The sequence below is a fragment of the uncultured Gordonia sp. genome (assembly GCF_937858515.1).
Classification (GTDB): domain Bacteria; phylum Actinomycetota; class Actinomycetes; order Mycobacteriales; family Mycobacteriaceae; genus Gordonia.
In genome coordinates this window covers 26,568-43,187 of sequence record NZ_CALLZT010000097.1, presented here as the reverse complement: position 1 = coordinate 43,187, position 16,620 = coordinate 26,568, and the positions used below count along the sequence as shown (strand labels likewise).

At 64.4% G+C, this 16,620-nt stretch carries 9 protein-coding genes; 7 read left to right on the top strand and 2 right to left on the bottom strand.

The window, feature by feature from the left end:
- Both Q0627_RS08905 and tgt read right to left on the bottom strand, forming a co-directional pair.
- Positions 1 to 1,031 (bottom strand): hemolysin family protein (locus tag Q0627_RS08905; RefSeq protein ID WP_298809153.1); only part of this gene is annotated, 1,031 nt, incomplete at its 3' end.
- Between the two features lie 260 nt (positions 1,032 to 1,291).
- Positions 1,292 to 2,554: a tRNA guanosine(34) transglycosylase Tgt gene (tgt, locus tag Q0627_RS08900; RefSeq protein WP_291013179.1), complete on the bottom strand. Its 1,263-nt coding sequence runs from the start codon at positions 2,552 to 2,554 to the stop codon at positions 1,292 to 1,294.
- A gap of 70 nt (positions 2,555 to 2,624) precedes the next feature.
- Between tgt and Q0627_RS08895 the strand changes: the two genes are divergently transcribed.
- The 7 genes from Q0627_RS08895 (at position 2,625) to Q0627_RS08865 (ending at position 16,609) form a co-directional block, all read left to right on the top strand.
- A complete protein-coding gene (locus tag Q0627_RS08895; RefSeq protein WP_298809149.1) occupies positions 2,625 to 3,149 on the top strand; it encodes a hypothetical protein in 525 nt (174 codons plus the stop codon).
- A gap of 141 nt (positions 3,150 to 3,290) precedes the next feature.
- Entirely contained in the window at positions 3,291 to 8,441 is a 5,151-nt protein-coding gene (locus Q0627_RS08890) for a DEAD/DEAH box helicase (protein ID WP_291012629.1), read from the top strand.
- A 1-nt stretch (position 8,442) separates the two neighbouring features.
- Positions 8,443 to 11,262 (top strand): helicase-related protein, encoded by a 2,820-nt coding sequence (locus Q0627_RS08885; protein ID WP_291012627.1) that lies wholly within the window; start codon positions 8,443 to 8,445, stop codon positions 11,260 to 11,262.
- Positions 11,259 to 14,441: a DNA replication factor Cdt1 C-terminal domain-containing protein gene (locus Q0627_RS08880; RefSeq protein ID WP_298809144.1), complete on the top strand. Its 3,183-nt coding sequence runs from the start codon at positions 11,259 to 11,261 to the stop codon at positions 14,439 to 14,441. Before Q0627_RS08885 ends, Q0627_RS08880 begins: the two co-directional genes overlap by 4 nt.
- Before the next feature lie 20 nt (positions 14,442 to 14,461).
- A complete protein-coding gene (locus Q0627_RS08875) occupies positions 14,462 to 15,190 on the top strand; it encodes a hypothetical protein (RefSeq protein WP_298809142.1) in 729 nt (242 codons plus the stop codon).
- Positions 15,187 to 15,969 (top strand): hypothetical protein, encoded by a 783-nt coding sequence (locus Q0627_RS08870; RefSeq protein ID WP_291012622.1) that lies wholly within the window; start codon positions 15,187 to 15,189, stop codon positions 15,967 to 15,969. Before Q0627_RS08875 ends, Q0627_RS08870 begins: the two co-directional genes overlap by 4 nt.
- 4 nt (positions 15,970 to 15,973) lie before the next feature.
- A complete protein-coding gene (locus tag Q0627_RS08865) occupies positions 15,974 to 16,609 on the top strand; it encodes a DUF4433 domain-containing protein (protein ID WP_291012619.1) in 636 nt (211 codons plus the stop codon).
- Positions 16,610 to 16,620: the final 11 nt, after the last annotated feature.

The window sequence follows — 16,620 nt, the reverse complement described above, 5'->3', positions numbered from 1 at the left end:
TCGATCTCGCCGACGATCTCCTCGGCGATGTCCTCGATGGTGATGATGCCGGCGAAGCCGCCGTATTCGTCGATGACGATGGCCAGTTCGCCGTCGGCGGCCTCGATCTGCTCGAGTACTTCGGTCAGCGGGAGGGAGTCGGGGATGGCGATGGCCGGGCGGCACAGCGCGCCCGCGGTGACGGCCGGGTCGGCGCCCGCATCGGACCAGTTCAGCAGGATCTGCAGGTCGATGATGCCGCGGACCTCGTGCGCACCGTCGACCACCGGGTACCGGGTGTGTCCCGAGCTCATCAGCTCGAGCACCTCGGAGGCGAGGTCGTCGACGGAGACGGTGTCGACGTTGCCGCGCGGGATCATCGCGTGCTCGGCGCTGCGAGTGGGAAAGTCGAGGACCCGATCGAGCAGCGTCGACAACGGCGCGGGCAGTTCCCCGGTTTCCCGCGATTCGGCGACGATGTGTTCGAGGTCGCGCGGGGTCGCCGAATGTTCGACGTCGTGGACGGGTTCGATGTGCAGCAGTCGCAGCAGGAGTTCGGCGGCCTTGTCGAAGACGGTGATGATCGGGCCGAATACCGCCAGGTAGATGGTGGTGGACCGGGCGAGCCAGCGGGCCACCGGGTCGGGTTTGGCGATGGCCAGGTTCTTGGGGACCAGCTCACCGAACACCATCTGCACGACCGTCGAGAATCCGACGGCCAGGACGGTGCCGATCGCGATGCCGACCGACACCGGGATCCCGATATCGCCGAACAGCTCGCCCACTCCGTTGCCGATGAGGGGTTCGGCCACGTAGCCGACGAGCAGGCCGGTGATGGTGATGCCGAGCTGGGCGCCCGACAGCATGAACGACGTGCGGCGCGTCACCGACAGGGTGCGTTTGGCAGCGGCGTCACCGGCTTCGGCGCGGGCGGCCAGGCGCGATCTGTCGACCGACATGAAGGCGAATTCCTGGGCGACGAAATAGCCAGTCAGCGCGGTGATCGCGAAGACGACCAGAATGCCCACCAGGATTCCGAGAACGGTCAGCACGGCAGATCCTCACAGCCCGTAGCCAGGACGTGGATGCCGGGCGGGGCGCAGACGTCAGAGGGGGTCGGGGTCGATCGTCGGCGGCGTTTTCGGCGCTTGGCGCGTCTCATTCTTCTCTCACTGTTCGGGCACCGGCTGTACGGAGCGCCTGGCAGCTCGGCTGCCCGGCAATCGTTCGATCCAGGGTGCCGAAACTCGGTCATCGGTGCAAGTCACTGCGACCCCGATCACCGATCGTCCACCAACCTGGGTGCGGCCGGTCAGGAATTGGCGTAATAGCGGCCGAGGAAGTCGTCGCGGTAGGCGATGTAGTCGCCCGACTCGATGGCCCGGCGCGCACCGTCGACAAGATTCACGACGAACGAGACGTTGTGCAGCGTCGCCAGCGTCGCGGCCAGGCCTTCCTTCGCCTTGAACAGGTGATGCAGGTAGGCGCGACTGTACTGCGAGGTGTAGTTCTCGGTGTCCGGGTCGAGCGGTCCGAAGTCCTTGCGGTATTTCGCGTTGGTGACGTTGTAGCGGCCGTCGCGCGAATAGATCGCGCCGTTGCGGGCGACGCGAGTGGGCGAGACGCAGTCGAAGGTGTCGACACCGTTCTCGATGGCGGTGAAGATGTCGTCGGGTTCGCTGATTCCGAGCAGGTGTTTCGGCGCATCCTGCGGCAGTTCGGAATTGACCCAGCCGACGATCGTGCCCAGGTTGTCCTTTTCGAGGGCGCCGCCGATTCCGTAGCCGCCGAAGCCTTTTCCGCCGGCGGCGCGGTCGGCGTCGCCGAGCGCCACCAGGTCACGAGATGCCTTGCGGCGCAGGTCCTCATACTGCGCACCCTGGATCACCCCCCACAGTGATTGCTGCGGACGGTGACTGCGCTGCACGCTGAGCCGATTGTGTTCGGCGAGGCAACGAATCGCCCACAGCCGGGTACGTTCAAGCGAACTCTCCTGGTACGCACGGGTATTCATCAACGTCGTGAGTTCGTCGAACGCGAAGATGATGTCGGCGCCGAGCTGATGCTGAATCTGCATCGACACCTCGGGGGTGAACCGGTGCTTGGACCCGTCGAGATGGGATTTGAAGGTGACACCGTCGTCGTCGACGTTGGAGAGGCGTTCCTTGCCGTTCGCTGTGAGCTCGTCGTCGGGTGCGTCGGTGGCATCCATCGAGATGACCTTCTTGAACCCGGCGCCGAGCGACATGACCTGAAAGCCGCCGCTGTCGGTGTAGGTGGGTCCGGACCAGTTCATGAATTTCCCGAGCCCGCCCGCCGCGTCGATGATCTCGGGCCCCGGCTGCAGGTACAGGTGGTAGGCATTGGCCAGCACGGCCTGCGCACCGAGCGCGGCCACCGACTCCGGCAGCACCGTCTTGACCGTCGCCTTGGTACCCACCGGCACGAACGCCGGCGTGTGGATGTCACCGTGCGGGGTGCTGATGACGCCGGTGCGGCCGAGAGTGCCGGGCAGCGATGTGCCGACCGTGTAGTCGACGGACGCGCCGGGCTGAATGTCTGATCCGATGGTCACCGGTGCATCTTCCCAGCTCACCACCGGCGGCCTCAAACCGGCGACGTGGGGTTCGCTACCGTAGGTAACCATGACGCGCCGTTTGCCCCGCATTGCCGTTTTCGTCGCCACCGCCGCCCTGGCGTTGTCGCTCGCGGCCTGCGGTTCGGAGGACGACGCGACCGGCTCCCCGTCGTCGGCGCCTTCTGCCTCCTCGTCCGATACGCCGGCTTCTGCCAAGACGTCGGCGAAAACGACGAAACCGCGCTCGGAGAATCCGTCCGCACCGATCGTCGGCGGCCCGGTCCCGGCGTCCCAGCGCAGCTCACACAAGCCGGACCCCGACCGCGAGACCCGCAAGACATCGTCGGCACCCACCCCCACGGACGGTGAATGCGGCACCACGCAGGGCCCCGACGGCGCGCTGCACGTGGTGATCCTCGCCGGCGACGTGACCTGCGCCGAGGCCAAGGACCTGACCAAGCAGTACAACGCCAAGGCGATCGCGACCGGTCAGCAGCAGACATTCGGCGACTGGACCTGCGGCCCGTCCCAGGTCCACGGCCTCCTCGCAGCCTGCCAGAAGGACCAGTCGGTCATCGGCTTCACCCCGTAGAACGTCGGCGCGAGGTAGCTATCCCCGAGCGGCTCGTTTGTCCGGCTTATCTGGTCTCGGTGTCGGTGCCGGCAGTAGTGTCAGTGGTCACTTGACTCAACTGCCCCACGCGTCCCCAACGGATTGGTAACCGCAGGATTCATGGACATCTTCAAGGTGCACCGCCAGCTGGTGGACGACTACAAATCGTTCACCACATCATCGGTTGACATCCGTGAACGACGACTCGCGCAACATGTCCGGGAGCTGGCCGACAGGGGCGAGCAGTGGCCGGAGCCGTGGCTGTCGCTGAATCCGCTGTTCGCCGGCGGCGGCTCGATCAGCGAGCTGGTCACCGAGGGCCTGCTGCACTCCGAGTGCGAACGGATCTTTCGCCCGAAGTCCTCGATGACCGATCCCGGTGGACGCCCGATCACGGTGCACCGGCACCAACGCGAGGCGATCGTCGCGGCACAAACCGGCGAATCGTATGTCCTCACCACCGGCACTGGTTCCGGTAAGTCCCTGGCCTACATCATCCCGATCGTGGATCGTGTCCTGCGAATGCGGGAGCGCCCACCGGGCGTCAAGGCGATCATCGTCTACCCGATGAACGCCTTGGCCAATAGTCAGATGGGCGAGCTGGAGAAGTTCCTGCGCTTCGGCTATGGCGAGGGCAACGAGCCGGTGACATTCGCGCGATACACAGGCCAGGAGAACGACAAGGACCGCGAGCGGATTCTGCGCGATCCGCCCGATATCCTGCTCACGAACTACATGATGCTTGAGCTGGTCCTGACGAGGCCGGAGGAACGCAAGCGCCTGGTTCAGGTCTCCCAGGGGCTGCAGTTTCTGGTTCTCGATGAGTTGCACACCTATCGCGGCAGACAAGGCGCCGACGTTGCAATGCTGGTCCGGCGGGTACGGGATGCGTGTAGCTCCGCAACTCTGCAGTGCGTCGGCACATCCGCGACGATGGCGAGCGCAGGCGATCTCGATGATCAGCGCAGCGTGGTCGCCGGCGTAGCGAGCCAGGTGTTCGGTGCTTCGGTAATCCCCGAACACGTGATCGGGGAAACCCTGACGCGCGCCACGACGGGCGATGTCGATGACTTGTCGGAGCTACGGAAGGAGATCCAGTCGGGGGGCGCCCGTGGCTCCTACGAGGATCTGACGGCGTCCCCGTTGGCAAGCTGGATCGAGTCGACGTTCGGCCTTGATACTGAAACAACATCAGGGCACACGACCCGGCGAAAACCGCAGCAGGTACGCGACACGGCCGCGCTACTGGCCGATCACAGCGGTTGCACCACGGACGAGTGCGGGACTGCGATCCGCGCAACGCTTCTCGCCGGCTCGAATGCGGTCCATCCGGATACCCATCGTCCGTTGTTCGCATTCCGGCTCCACCAGTTCTTGTCCAAGGGCGATACCGTCTACGTGTCAATCGAGTCGGAACGTACTCGGCATGTGACGTCGACGTACCAGGTCGCGGTGCCGGGTGAACCACACAAAGCCCTTATCCCACTGTCCTTCTGCCGCGAATGCGGTCAGGAGTATCTCGTTGTGGCCCGCATCGATGACCGTGGCACCGTCCGCTATCGGCCGAGGCGGGATCGCGATGCAAGTGGTGGCGACGATGCCAACGGGTACCTGTACATCTCCGAGGATCAGCCGTGGCCGCACGATCCGGTGTCCGAGGGCCGTTTTCCCGATTCGTGGATTGCCGATGGTTCGGTGATCGATCGCCTGCGACGTCACCAGCCCCGGATTGTCCGAGTCGCCGTCGACGGCACCGAAGATCCCGGCGGAATCGTCGCCACCTACGTTCCGTCGCCATTCCGATTCTGCTTGCGGTGCAAGGTTTCCTACGAGCAGACCCGCGGAAACGATTTCGCCAAGCTGGCCAGCCTCGACGCGGAGGGCCGCAGTTCGGCGGTGTCAGTGGTGAGTACTTCGATCGTCCGTTCGCTGAAAGAACTGCCCGAATCTGACCTGGACGCGGCCGCCCGCAAATTGTTGACCTTCGTCGACAACCGACAGGATGCCAGTCTGCAGGCCGGGCACTTCAACGACTTCGTTCAGGTGACGCAGATTCGCGGCGCGCTGTTTCGCGCGCTGGCCGATCGTCCGCTGCAGCACGATGAGGTGGCGCAGCGTGTGGTTGCCGCACTCGGCGTCCCGTTCGAGACCTATGCGGCCAATCCGGATGCCAAGTTCGGCCCGCGCACGTCGGCCCAGCGCGCGTTCACCGCGTTTATCGAGTACCGCCTGTACTCCGATCTGGAGCGGGGCTGGCGCGTGACGATGCCTAACCTCGAGCAGACGGCGCTATTACGCATCGAGTACGAGTCGCTGCCCGAGATCGCAGCAGATCCCGACCTGTGGGCATCGAGCCCGTCCGGCTTGCAGCATGCCGATGCAGGCGAACGAGAAGAGCTGTGCCAGATAGTACTTGACGAGTTCCGGCGCAGGCTGGCCGTTGATGTGGAGTGCTTGACCGACGACGGCTTCGAACGGCTACAGCGGCAGTCCGCCCAGCATCTCACCGGATTGTGGTCGGTCTCCGGACGCGACCTGCCCCGGGTGTCGACGGTGTCAGCACATTCCGGTGCGCCGGGCCTTCCCCGGTCGGATACCCGGATGACCGGACGGTCCGCGCTCGGTCGCTATATTCGTGACCGCAGCACGCTGCGCAATCTGGATGGCAGCAGACTCACCACCGACGATGCACAGCAGGTCATCGAAGTCCTTCTGTCCACTTTGGAACGGTGCGGGCTGCTGACTACGGTGCCGGTCCCCGATGATCCCGGTCCCAATTACCGGCTCAAGGCGTCGGCGATCATCTGGCATGCGGGGGACGGCGTCAACGCCGCACCGGATCGGCTGCGCCGGACTGCGAACGCAGATCAAGGCATTCGCGTGAATCCCTTCTTCCGCGATCTGTATCAGAAGGCCGCGTCCACACTGGTCGACTTGCACGCGCACGAGCACACAGCGCAGGTTCCGTCGCAGGTGCGTGCCGACCGCGAACACGAGTTCCGTTCCGGTGCACTGCCGTTGATGTACTGTTCGCCCACGATGGAGTTGGGTGTCGACATTTCCAGCCTCAACGCGGTCGGGCTGCGGAATGTACCGCCGACGCCGGCGAACTACGCCCAGCGTTCGGGTCGCGCCGGACGATCAGGACAGCCCGCATTGGTGGTCACCTACTGCGCAACAGGAAACTCCCACGACCAGTACTACTTCCGGCGATCACAGGACATGGTCGCGGGTTCGGTTGCCGCTCCGCGACTCGATCTGACCAATGAGTCGCTGCTGGCGTCGCACTTACATGCCCTGTGGTTGGCCGAGACCGGCGCGAGCCTCCATTCCCGCATGCCGCAGCTCCTCGATGTCGAGTCGCCAGATATGCCCCTCGTGCCTGATCTGGCGTTCACGTTGAGTCAGCCCGACGCCGTCACCCGGGCAACCACGCGTGCAGCGGCCATCATTGCGCCACTGCGTCCGGAGCTGGAGAGCACGTCCTGGTGGTACGAGGGCTGGACCGAGAAGATTATCGGTTCGGCCGCAACATCATTCAACTACGCCTGTGACCGTTGGCGCGAACTGTACCGCGCCGCCCTCGACGATCAGGTCGAACAGAACCGCATCGTGCTCGGCACCTCCACGAGTGCCAATGCCCGCCGAGCCGCCGAGTCTCGGCGCCGCGACGCCGAGAACCAGCTGAAGTTGCTGCGCAACGAGGACTCCGACACCGGCCATTCCGATTTCTACACCTACCGGTACTTCGCCTCCGAGGGATTCCTGCCCGGGTACAGCTTTCCCCGGCTGCCCCTCGCGGCGTACATCCCGGGCGGGAGGATGCCAGGTGCCGGGTCCGATCAGGGCAACTATCTACAGCGTCCGCGGTTCCTCGCCATCGCGGAGTTCGGACCGGGCGCGTTGATCTATCACGAGGGTGCCCGGTACGAGGTTCGCCGGATCCAGGTGCCGATGGCCGCAGGCGGTGTCGGCACCGTCGACCTGCAGGATGCCCGTCGATGCGAGGACTGCGGGTACCACCACGTCCGGCAGCCAGGTCTCGATGTGTGTGAGAACTGCGGAACGGTTCTGCCGGCACCCCGGCAGAACCTGATGCGCATGCAGACGGTGTTCACCCGGCGCCGCCAGCGCATCTCGTCCGATGAGGAGGAACGCCGGCGGGCCGGTTTCGAGCTCGAGACCTCCTACCGATTCAGCCAGCACGGACCGCAGGCGGGCCGCTCCGACGCCAAGATCACAGCCGATGATCTGCCGCTGGCACAGATCAGTTACGGCGACACCGCAGTAGTCCGGGTGACCAACCTGGGGCGCCGCCGACGGAGGAACCCGAACGAACTCGGGTACTGGCTCGACACGGTCAAGGGCAATTGGCTCAGCGAGAAGGACGCCTCCGATGCCACGCCCGATGACGACGGTCTCGAAGACGTGGACAAGGCGGGTATGGCGCAGAAGGTGATCCCGTACGTCGAGGACACCCGGAACATCGCCGTACTGCGGCTGGCCACTTCCCAGGACGAGACCGTGACCACCACGCTGCGCTATGCGCTGGAACGGGGCATCGAGGCGGAGTTCCAGTTGGAGGATTCGGAACTGTCGAGTGAATCGTTGCCGGACAGTACCGATCACGGCCGGATGCTGTTCACCGAGTCGGCCGAGGGCGGCGCGGGTGTCCTGCGGCGGCTGGTGACCGAACCCGACGCGCTGGCCCGGGTCGCAGCAAGGGCGCTCGGCATCGCACACTTCACCGCAGACGGAACCGATACCGAGGCGGGCAAGCAGCCCGCCGAACGCTGCGAGAAGGCGTGCTACGACTGTCTCCTCTCCTACGGCAATCAGCTCGACCACACTCGCATCGACCGTCATGCGGTACGCGATCTGCTGCTGCGGATGACCCGCAGCCAAACAACACCGAACTCTTCCGGCGCGAACAGCGACCCTTCCGAGCGGATGGCTGAGCTGCGCGCGCTGTGCGCGACCGATGCCGAACGCGCCCTCCTGGACGCGCTCGCGTCGAACGAGTACCGGCTGCCCGACGCAGTCCATGAAACAGTCGGTGATGCCCACGCCGACTTCGTTTTCCACAGCGACTCCGCCTCTGCCGCGGTGTTCGTCGACGAACCGTCCGGCGCTCCCGGACCTGGGCGTGACGATGTTGCCGAGGATTCACTGTTCGATCGGGGCTGGTCGGTGATTCGGTTGCGCGCCGATGAGGACTGGTTGACGCAGATCCGTGAGCACACATATGTATTCGGTACGGGAAGGAACTGAAGTGGGTTTTTCACCCGGCAATCTGGTGACCGCACGCGGCCGGGAGTGGGTGGTGCTGCCGGACAGCACCGACGACTTCCTCCTCCTGCGTCCGCTCGGCGGACTCGATGACGACATCGCGGGCGTGCTCGCCAGTGAGGGAGTGGAGCCTGCCTCCTTTCCGCCGCCGGCCGCCGACGACCTCGGCGACCACTTCAGCGCCCAACTCCTCACGAACGCTCTGCGGATCGGATTCCGTTCCACCGCAGGACCGTTTCGCTGTCTGGGTTCGATCGCGGTGCAGCCACGCGCGTATCAGCTTGTCCCGCTGATGCTGGCACTGCGTCAGGATGTGGTGAGGCTGCTGATCGCCGACGACGTGGGGATCGGCAAGACTGTCGAGGCAGGCTTGATAGCGACCGAGCTGCTGGCGGTCGGTGAGGCCCGCGGATTATCGGTACTGTGCTCGCCGGCACTCGCCGAGCAGTGGCAGTCGGAGCTGCGGGAGAAGTTCGGCATGGAAGCCGAGTTGGTGTTGTCATCGACGGTGCGACGGCTCGAACGAGGCCGGGTCGGCAGTGAGTCGATCTTCGAGCGCTATCCGATCACTGTGGTGTCCACCGACTTCATCAAGTCGTCGAGGAGGCGGCACGAGTTTCTGCGCACCTGCCCGGACATGGTGATCGTCGATGAGGTGCACACCTGCGTCGCCGCGGCCGGGCAGGGCGGGTCCGGCCGGACGCAGCGGTACGAACTGATGCAGGAACTTGCCAAAGACCCTCGACGTCACATGATCTTGGCGAGTGCCACACCGCATTCGGGCAATGAGGAGGCGTTCCGCAATCTGCTCGGGCTCCTCGACCCGGCGCTGGAGAGAGTAGATCTTGACGATCGCCGGGGCCGGGAGTTGCTGGCCCGCCATTTCGTGCAGCGTCGGCGGGGCGATATTCGCCGTTATCTGGACGAGGACACCCCGTTCCCGAAGGACCGGCTCACCAAGGAAGTCGCATACGCGCTGTCACCGGAACATAAGGCGCTCTTCGACAAGGTCCTGGACTATGCGCGGGAAACGGTCCGCACCGACGACGGTGAGCTGACCAAGCGGGTGAACTGGTGGTCTGCGCTGGCGTTGCTCCGTGCGCTCGCGTCGTCACCGCGTGCCGCTGCCCAAACCCTGCGTACCCGTGCCGCCTCGGCGGCAGCCGGAACGCCCCACGAGGCCGACATCATCGGGCGCGCCGTGGTTCTCGATCAGGCCGACGACGAGGCCGTCGAGGCATCCGACACCACGCCGGGCGCTGCGCCGGATTCGGGTCAGACCGCGACCGAACGCAGACTCCGTGGTTTTCTCGCGGAGGCACAGAAGTTGGAGGGCAAGGCTGACCGCAAGGTCACCGCCCTGGTCAAGGAGGTCAAGACGCTCCTCGCGGAGGGCTGCGACCCCATCGTCTTCTGCCGTTTCATCGACACCGCCGAGTACGTCGCCGAGCAGCTCGACAAGGCGTTGGGCCGCAATGTGACTGTGCGGTCGGTGACGGGCACACTGCCACCTGCCGAGCGTGTGTCGCGTATCGAGGAGCTGGCCGCAGAACAGGGACGCCACGTACTGGTGGCCACCGACTGCCTGTCCGAGGGCGTCAACCTGCAGGAGAGTTTCCAGGCTGTGGTGCACTACGACCTGGCGTGGAATCCGACCCGGCATGAGCAGCGGGAGGGCCGGGTCGACCGGTTCGGGCAGCGCGCCGATCAGGTGCGGGCGGTGACGCTGTACGGCCGCGACAACAAGATCGACGGCATCGTGCTGGAGGTGCTGCTGCGCAAACACGAGCAGATCCGTAAGGCGACCGGTGTGTCGGTTCCGGTGCCGGACAGCAACGGTGCGGTGGTCGAGGCACTGATGGAGGGGCTGCTGCTGCGGGGCGCCGACGCCGAGCAACTGTCGCTGGATCTGGGTGTCCAGGCCAAGCAGGGCAGCCTTTTCGACGAATGGCTCTCGAGCGCCGACCGGGAACGTCGTGCACAGACCAAGTACGCACAGCACGCGATCAAACCCGAGGAGGTGTCGGCGGAACTGACGGCGGCACGCGAATCGCTCGGCACCCGCGACCAGGTCCGCACCTGTGTCGAGAATGCTTTGCATGCTTTGCATTCCACGGTGAAGGCCACTGACGATGGCCTGGTTGCCACCCTCGCCCCGCTGCCGCTCGGACTGCAGGATGCGCTCCCACCGGGCAGGAATGATCCCCTGCTGTTCGCCGATGACCTTCCCGTCCGCCGTGGTGATGCCGTCCTGTCTCGCACTGATGCATCGGTGGAGGCCATCGCCGGCTATGTCATCGAGTCGGCACTCGATGACGGTCTCGACCCGGAACTGCGTCCGGCCCGGCGCTGCTCGGTGGTGCGGATGGCCGCGGTGTCGGTACGCACCACACTGATGGTCGCCCGCTACCGTTTTCACCTCGAACTCCCCTCCCGTACTGGGCTGCGCCAGTTGATTGCCGAGGACGCCGCTACGTTCGCGTTCGAAGGTTCCCCGGCCCAGGCCAAGTGGCTCGGCAAGGAGAGGGTCGCCGAATTGCTGGCCGCCGTACCGAGCGGAAACGTTCCCGCGCCGCAGGCCAAACAGTTCATGTCACGTGCGGTCGACGGAATCGATACTCTCCGGCCCTATTTGGAGGATCAAGGCACTGAGATGGCGCAGGAGTTGCTCGCCTCGCACCGGCGGGTGCGGCAGGCGTCGGCCGAGATCGTTCGTGGTCTGAAGGTGACCCCGGAACCCGGTGCCGACGTGCTCGGGGTGTTTGTGTTCGTTCCGGATTCGGGTGCAGGGAGTGCGCAGTGAGCGTGGATCAGTTTGTCGGATTGCGGATTACCGGCGGCCTGCTGCCCGCCGATCTTCCGTCTCAACTGTCGGTCGGGCACGATCCGTCGGGTAAGGTACTGTCCCCCAAGGACTATCACCTGGTGACGGGTGAGACCGTCCGCGATGCGGCGAACCGGGTGTGGGCATACCTTCGCGGTGCCTGGACCGCCTATCGTGAAGCGCTCGACCAGCTTCCCGCCGGCGCGCCCACCACCTCGCTCACCCGTGAACGTTTCCTGCTGGTTCTGCTCGACCAGCTTGGCTATGGGCGAGTACCCACCACCGGGCGTGGTGGCATCACCGTCGACGGTCAGTCCTTCCCCGTGTCGCATCTGTGGGGTGTCACCCCGATCCACCTGCTCGGTTCGGGTACGCCACTGGACACCCGAACCAGGGGCGTCGCGGGTGCTGCCGGGGCATCACCGCAGTCGATGGTCCAGGAACTGCTCAACCGCAGTGAGACGCACCTGTGGGCGATCCTGTCCAATGGTCAGACGCTGCGGTTGCTGCGCGATTCGACGTCGCTGGTCGGGTCGGCCTATGTGGAGTTCGATCTGGAAGCGATCTTCGACGGCGATCTGTTTTCGGATTTTCTGCTGCTGTACACGTTGTGTCAGGTCTCGCGGCTGGAGGTTCGTGACGAGGAGATCGGCGCGGCATCGTGCCGGCTGGAACAGTGGCGCACTGAGGCCGTCGAGTCCGGTTCTCGTGCGCTGAACCAGCTACGCGACGGGGTGGTGGTGGCGTTGCGAACCCTGGGCCACGGTTTCCTCACCCACCCCGACAACAGTGAACTTCGTGAACAGCTCGCGGCCGGTGAGCTGTCGGTGTCCGACGTGAATCATGCCCTGCTGCGCGTGGTGTACCGGCTGCTGTTCACGTTCGTCGCCGAGGACCGGGGCGCGCTCCTCGATCCGGCTGCCGATCCTGCCGCAAAAGCCCGCTACGCCGACTACTTCTCCACCGCACGCCTACGGAAAACGTCGCATCGCCGTCGTGGCGGTGGCCGGTACAGCGACCGCTGGCAGGCACTGACAGTGGTGTGGCGTGGACTGGGCAGCGAAACCGGCCGTCCCGAACTCGGCCTACCCGGTATCGGCGGACTCTTCGACATCGGCGAACTGGACTTTCTCACCGAGCATCAGGTCAGCAACGACGCCCTGCTGTCGGCGGTGCGGTCGTTGTCGTTGATCCGCGAACCCAAATCCGGTGTGCTGCGGGTTGTTGACTACCGCAACCTCGGCGCGGAGGAACTCGGCAGCATCTACGAGGCGCTGCTGGAGTTCGTTCCGCACTGGGACGGCGTGACCAAGAAGTACACCCTGGATATCGCGTCGGGTAATCAGCGCAAGGACACCGGCTCGTACTACACCCCGACGTCCCTGGTCGATTCCCTTCTGGACACCGCCCTCGAACCGATCCTCGATGACGCGGTCAAGTCGGCATCCGGCGCCGACGGCCAGATCGCCGCCCTGCTGGCCGTCACCGTCTGCGACCCTGCTTGTGGCAGTGGCCATTTCCTCGTGGGCGCGGCACGGCGCATCGCCAAACGGGTCGCCGCGATCCGCACCGGCGACCCTGAACCGGCACCCGAACCGGTCCGCACAGCGATGCGCGACGTCGTCGCGAAATGCATCTACGGTGTAGACGTGAATCCACTCGCCGCCGAACTGGCAAAGGTGTCGCTATGGATGGAGGCCCTGGAACCGGGCCGCCCGCTGACCTACCTCGACGGCCAAATCAAGGTGGGCAACGCCCTCGTCGGCGCAACACCCGCCCTCCTCGCCGACGAACTGCCCGATGCCGCGTTCAAACCGATCGAGGGTGACGACAAGAAGATCGCTTCGGCGATCACGAAGGCGAACAAAGCCGAACGCAACAGCCAGGGCAGCCTGTTCGGGTTCACCGACGCACTCCCCACCAATGCCGCCCTTGCCGACGAGGTGCAGCAAGTCGTCGGCCGGGATGCCCTGTCACTTGCCGACGTGCACGTCCAGCAGCAACGCCTGCGGTCCTACCAGGATTCACCCGAGTACCGCAACGCCCGGCTCATCGCCGACGCCTGGTGTGCGGCATTCGTGTGGCCTAAATCTGACGGCGCACCGAAACCGATCACCCACGCCACCCTCACCGGCTTACGCGATGGCACCACCTGGCTGGACAGCGAACAGGACTTCCAGCTCACGCGGCTGACTGCCGAGTACCGATTCTTCCACTGGCACCTGGAGTTTCCGCATATCTTCCCCACTGCCGCTACCGATTCGGGTTCGGTCAATGAGGTGACCGGCTGGGCCGGTGGATTCTCCGTGGTCCTGGGCAACCCTCCATGGGAACGGGTCAAACTGCAGGAGCAGGAGTTCTTCGCTGCCCGCGATCCCAAGATCGCGACCGCACCCAACGCGGCCGCACGCAAGAAGCTGATCGCGGCGCTACCCGACACCAACGACGTCCTGTACCGGTCGTTCGTCGCCGAGAAGCGACGCGCTGAAGGCATTTCGCACATCCTGCGTAACTCAGCGCGCTACCCGCTCACCGGCCGTGGCGATATCAACACGTACGCGGTGTTCGCCGAAACCGACCGAAACCTCGTCGGTAGCAAGGGGCGACTCGGCGTGATCCTTCCGACAGGTATCGCCACCGACGCGACCACCCAGTATTTCTTCAAGGACCTGGTCGAACACGGGTCAATCGCTAGCCTGTACGACTTCGAGAACTCCCGGCCCCTGTTCGAGGGCGTTCATCGAAGCTTCAAGTTCTGCCTGCTCACCCTCACCGGTCGGAACACCCGAGAGCCACAGGCCGATTTCGCGTTCTTCGCCCAGGAACCAACCGACCTACAGCGTCCCAACACCTGCTTCACGTTGAGTCCCGAAGAGATCAAGCTACTCAACCCCAACACCGGCACCTGCCCGGTGTTCCGGTCCCGCCGCGACGCCGAAATCACCCTCGGCATCTACAAGCGCGTCCCCGTCCTCATCAACGAGAACGACCCCAAAAACGGCAACCCCTGGGGCATCAAGTTCATGACCATGTTCCACATGTCGAACGACTCGGGCCTGTTCCACACCCGCGAAGAACTCGAAGCCGACGGCTGGACTCTGCGCGGCAATGTCTTCGAAAAGCAGACCCCCCCCCGAACTCAGGGGTCAAACGAATGATGCCGTTGTACGAGGCCAAGATGATCCATCACTTTGACCACCGCTGGGCCACCTACGAGCCCGACGGCACCACCCGCCTGGTCACCGCCGAAGAAAAAGCCGACCCCACCTTCGTCGTCATGCCAAGGTACTGGGTCGCGGAGTCGGAAGTTGACGAACGTCTCGACGGCAAGGTCGACACAGATTGGCTACTGGGCTGGCGCGACATCTGCCGCAGCACGGACGAACGCACCATGATCACATCCGTCCTGCCGCGTGCCGCCGTCAACCACAAACTACCGCTTGCCTTCACATCCCACCAAGACTCCCTGGCAGCAGTCTGGTCGTCGTTCGCGTTCGACTATGTCGCCCGGCAAAAGATCGGCGGCACATCGATGACCTACTTCTACCTGAAACAGTTCCCATCACCGACACCACGAACAATCAAGTCCTCAGCGTTTGGTCGGCTTGCCACCAGAAATACTTGCCACCTCAGGGAGTCCGAGCTGAGTCCCCAAGACCGCAACCAGGTTCGTGCCGAACTCGACGCCGCCCTCTTCCACCTCTACGGCATCGACCGCGACAACGTCGACTACATCATGGACACCTTCCCCATCGTCAAACGCAAAGACGAAGCCGAGTACGGCGAGTACCGCACCAAACGCCTGATCCTGGCCGCCTACGACGCAATGTCCGAAGCCGAAGCCACCGGCATCCCCTCCCACTCCCCGACCGGAATCGATGACACCGCCATGGAGGCCACCACATGACCACTCAGATCGACAAGGTGCTGCCGCTGTATGAGGGCAAGATGGGCAACATCTTTGACCACCGATCGGCCTACTTCGTCGGGATCGGCGACACCGACATCAAGCCGAACCCTGACCACGGCCCCACCACATCCGTCGTGCCAAGGTACTGGGTCGGCCCCGAGGTCACGAGGGCTCGCCAAGAGCGTCGCACTTGGGGCACACAAACTGCGATGCTCGGGTTCCGCCGAGTCGCCAGGAACACCGACGAACGCACCTGTATCGCCGCGATCCTTCCCTGGGGTGCGGCGTCCTACGGTTGGATCCTATCGGCCGGGCCATCCGCAGACGGTTTGGCGTTCCTTTGCGCGCAGTACAACTCATTCGCCTTCGACTACGTTCTGCGGCAGTTCCTCAGCCAACCGTCGATTCCGCAAGGAACTTTCGAGCAGCTTCCATGTGTCCCCCGCGATGCCTTCTCGACCAACCCTCACCTGACATTCGACTACCGATGGGTTGTCGAGCAATCGGTCCGCCTGTCGGCAACCGACGAGAAACTCGCGACCTGGGCAGCCGAATGCGGTGTCGACTCAGCACCATTCAAGTGGGATCCCGCCGAGCGAGCCCGTATTCGCACCGAACTGGACGCGGCGTTCTTCCACCTCTTCGCAGTCGACCGCGACGACGTCGACTACATCATGGACACGTTCAACTTGATAAGAGATCGGGACACGGCCAACCACGGCGAGTTCCGCACCAAACGCCTGGTCCTAGAGGCATACGACCAGATGGCACACTGAGACGGTGCCCCGCCCGATTCCGACCTATGTCGCGCACTTCACGCACGTCGACAATCTGGCCGGTATCGTCACCGATGGTCTCGTGTGTGATGCTCACTCGGCTGGGCACCTTGTCACCGAGGCCGGTGAGCCTCGCATCAAACGACGACGCAAACGTCGCACGGTCACGGTTGGCCCTGGTGGAGTCGTCGCCGACTACGTTCCCTTCTACTTCGCGCCGCGGAGCCCGATGATGTCCTCAATCCACCATCGCAGTGTCGCGACGTTCACTGGCGATGAGCACGATCTGGTCTACCTGGTGACAACGGTGGAGAGGCTCATCGACCGTGGTCACGACTTGGTGTTCACTGACCGCAACGCGGCGCTGGGTACTGCCACCCACTTCTGCGACACCGACCGCCTCAATGACCTCGTCGACTGGGATCTGATGGAGGCCCGGATATGGAGGAACACCGACACCGACTTTGAGCGCAAGGAGCGACGCATGGCCGAGTGCCTGGTCCACGGACGTGTCGATTTCGCAACATTCGAACAGATAAGCGTATACGACGAGGGTCGGGCGTCTACTGTCGAAACCACCTTGCGTAAGGTTGGAGCCCCCGTACCTCACATCCGAGTGAACCCGGACGCATACTTCTGAAGAGACGGAGC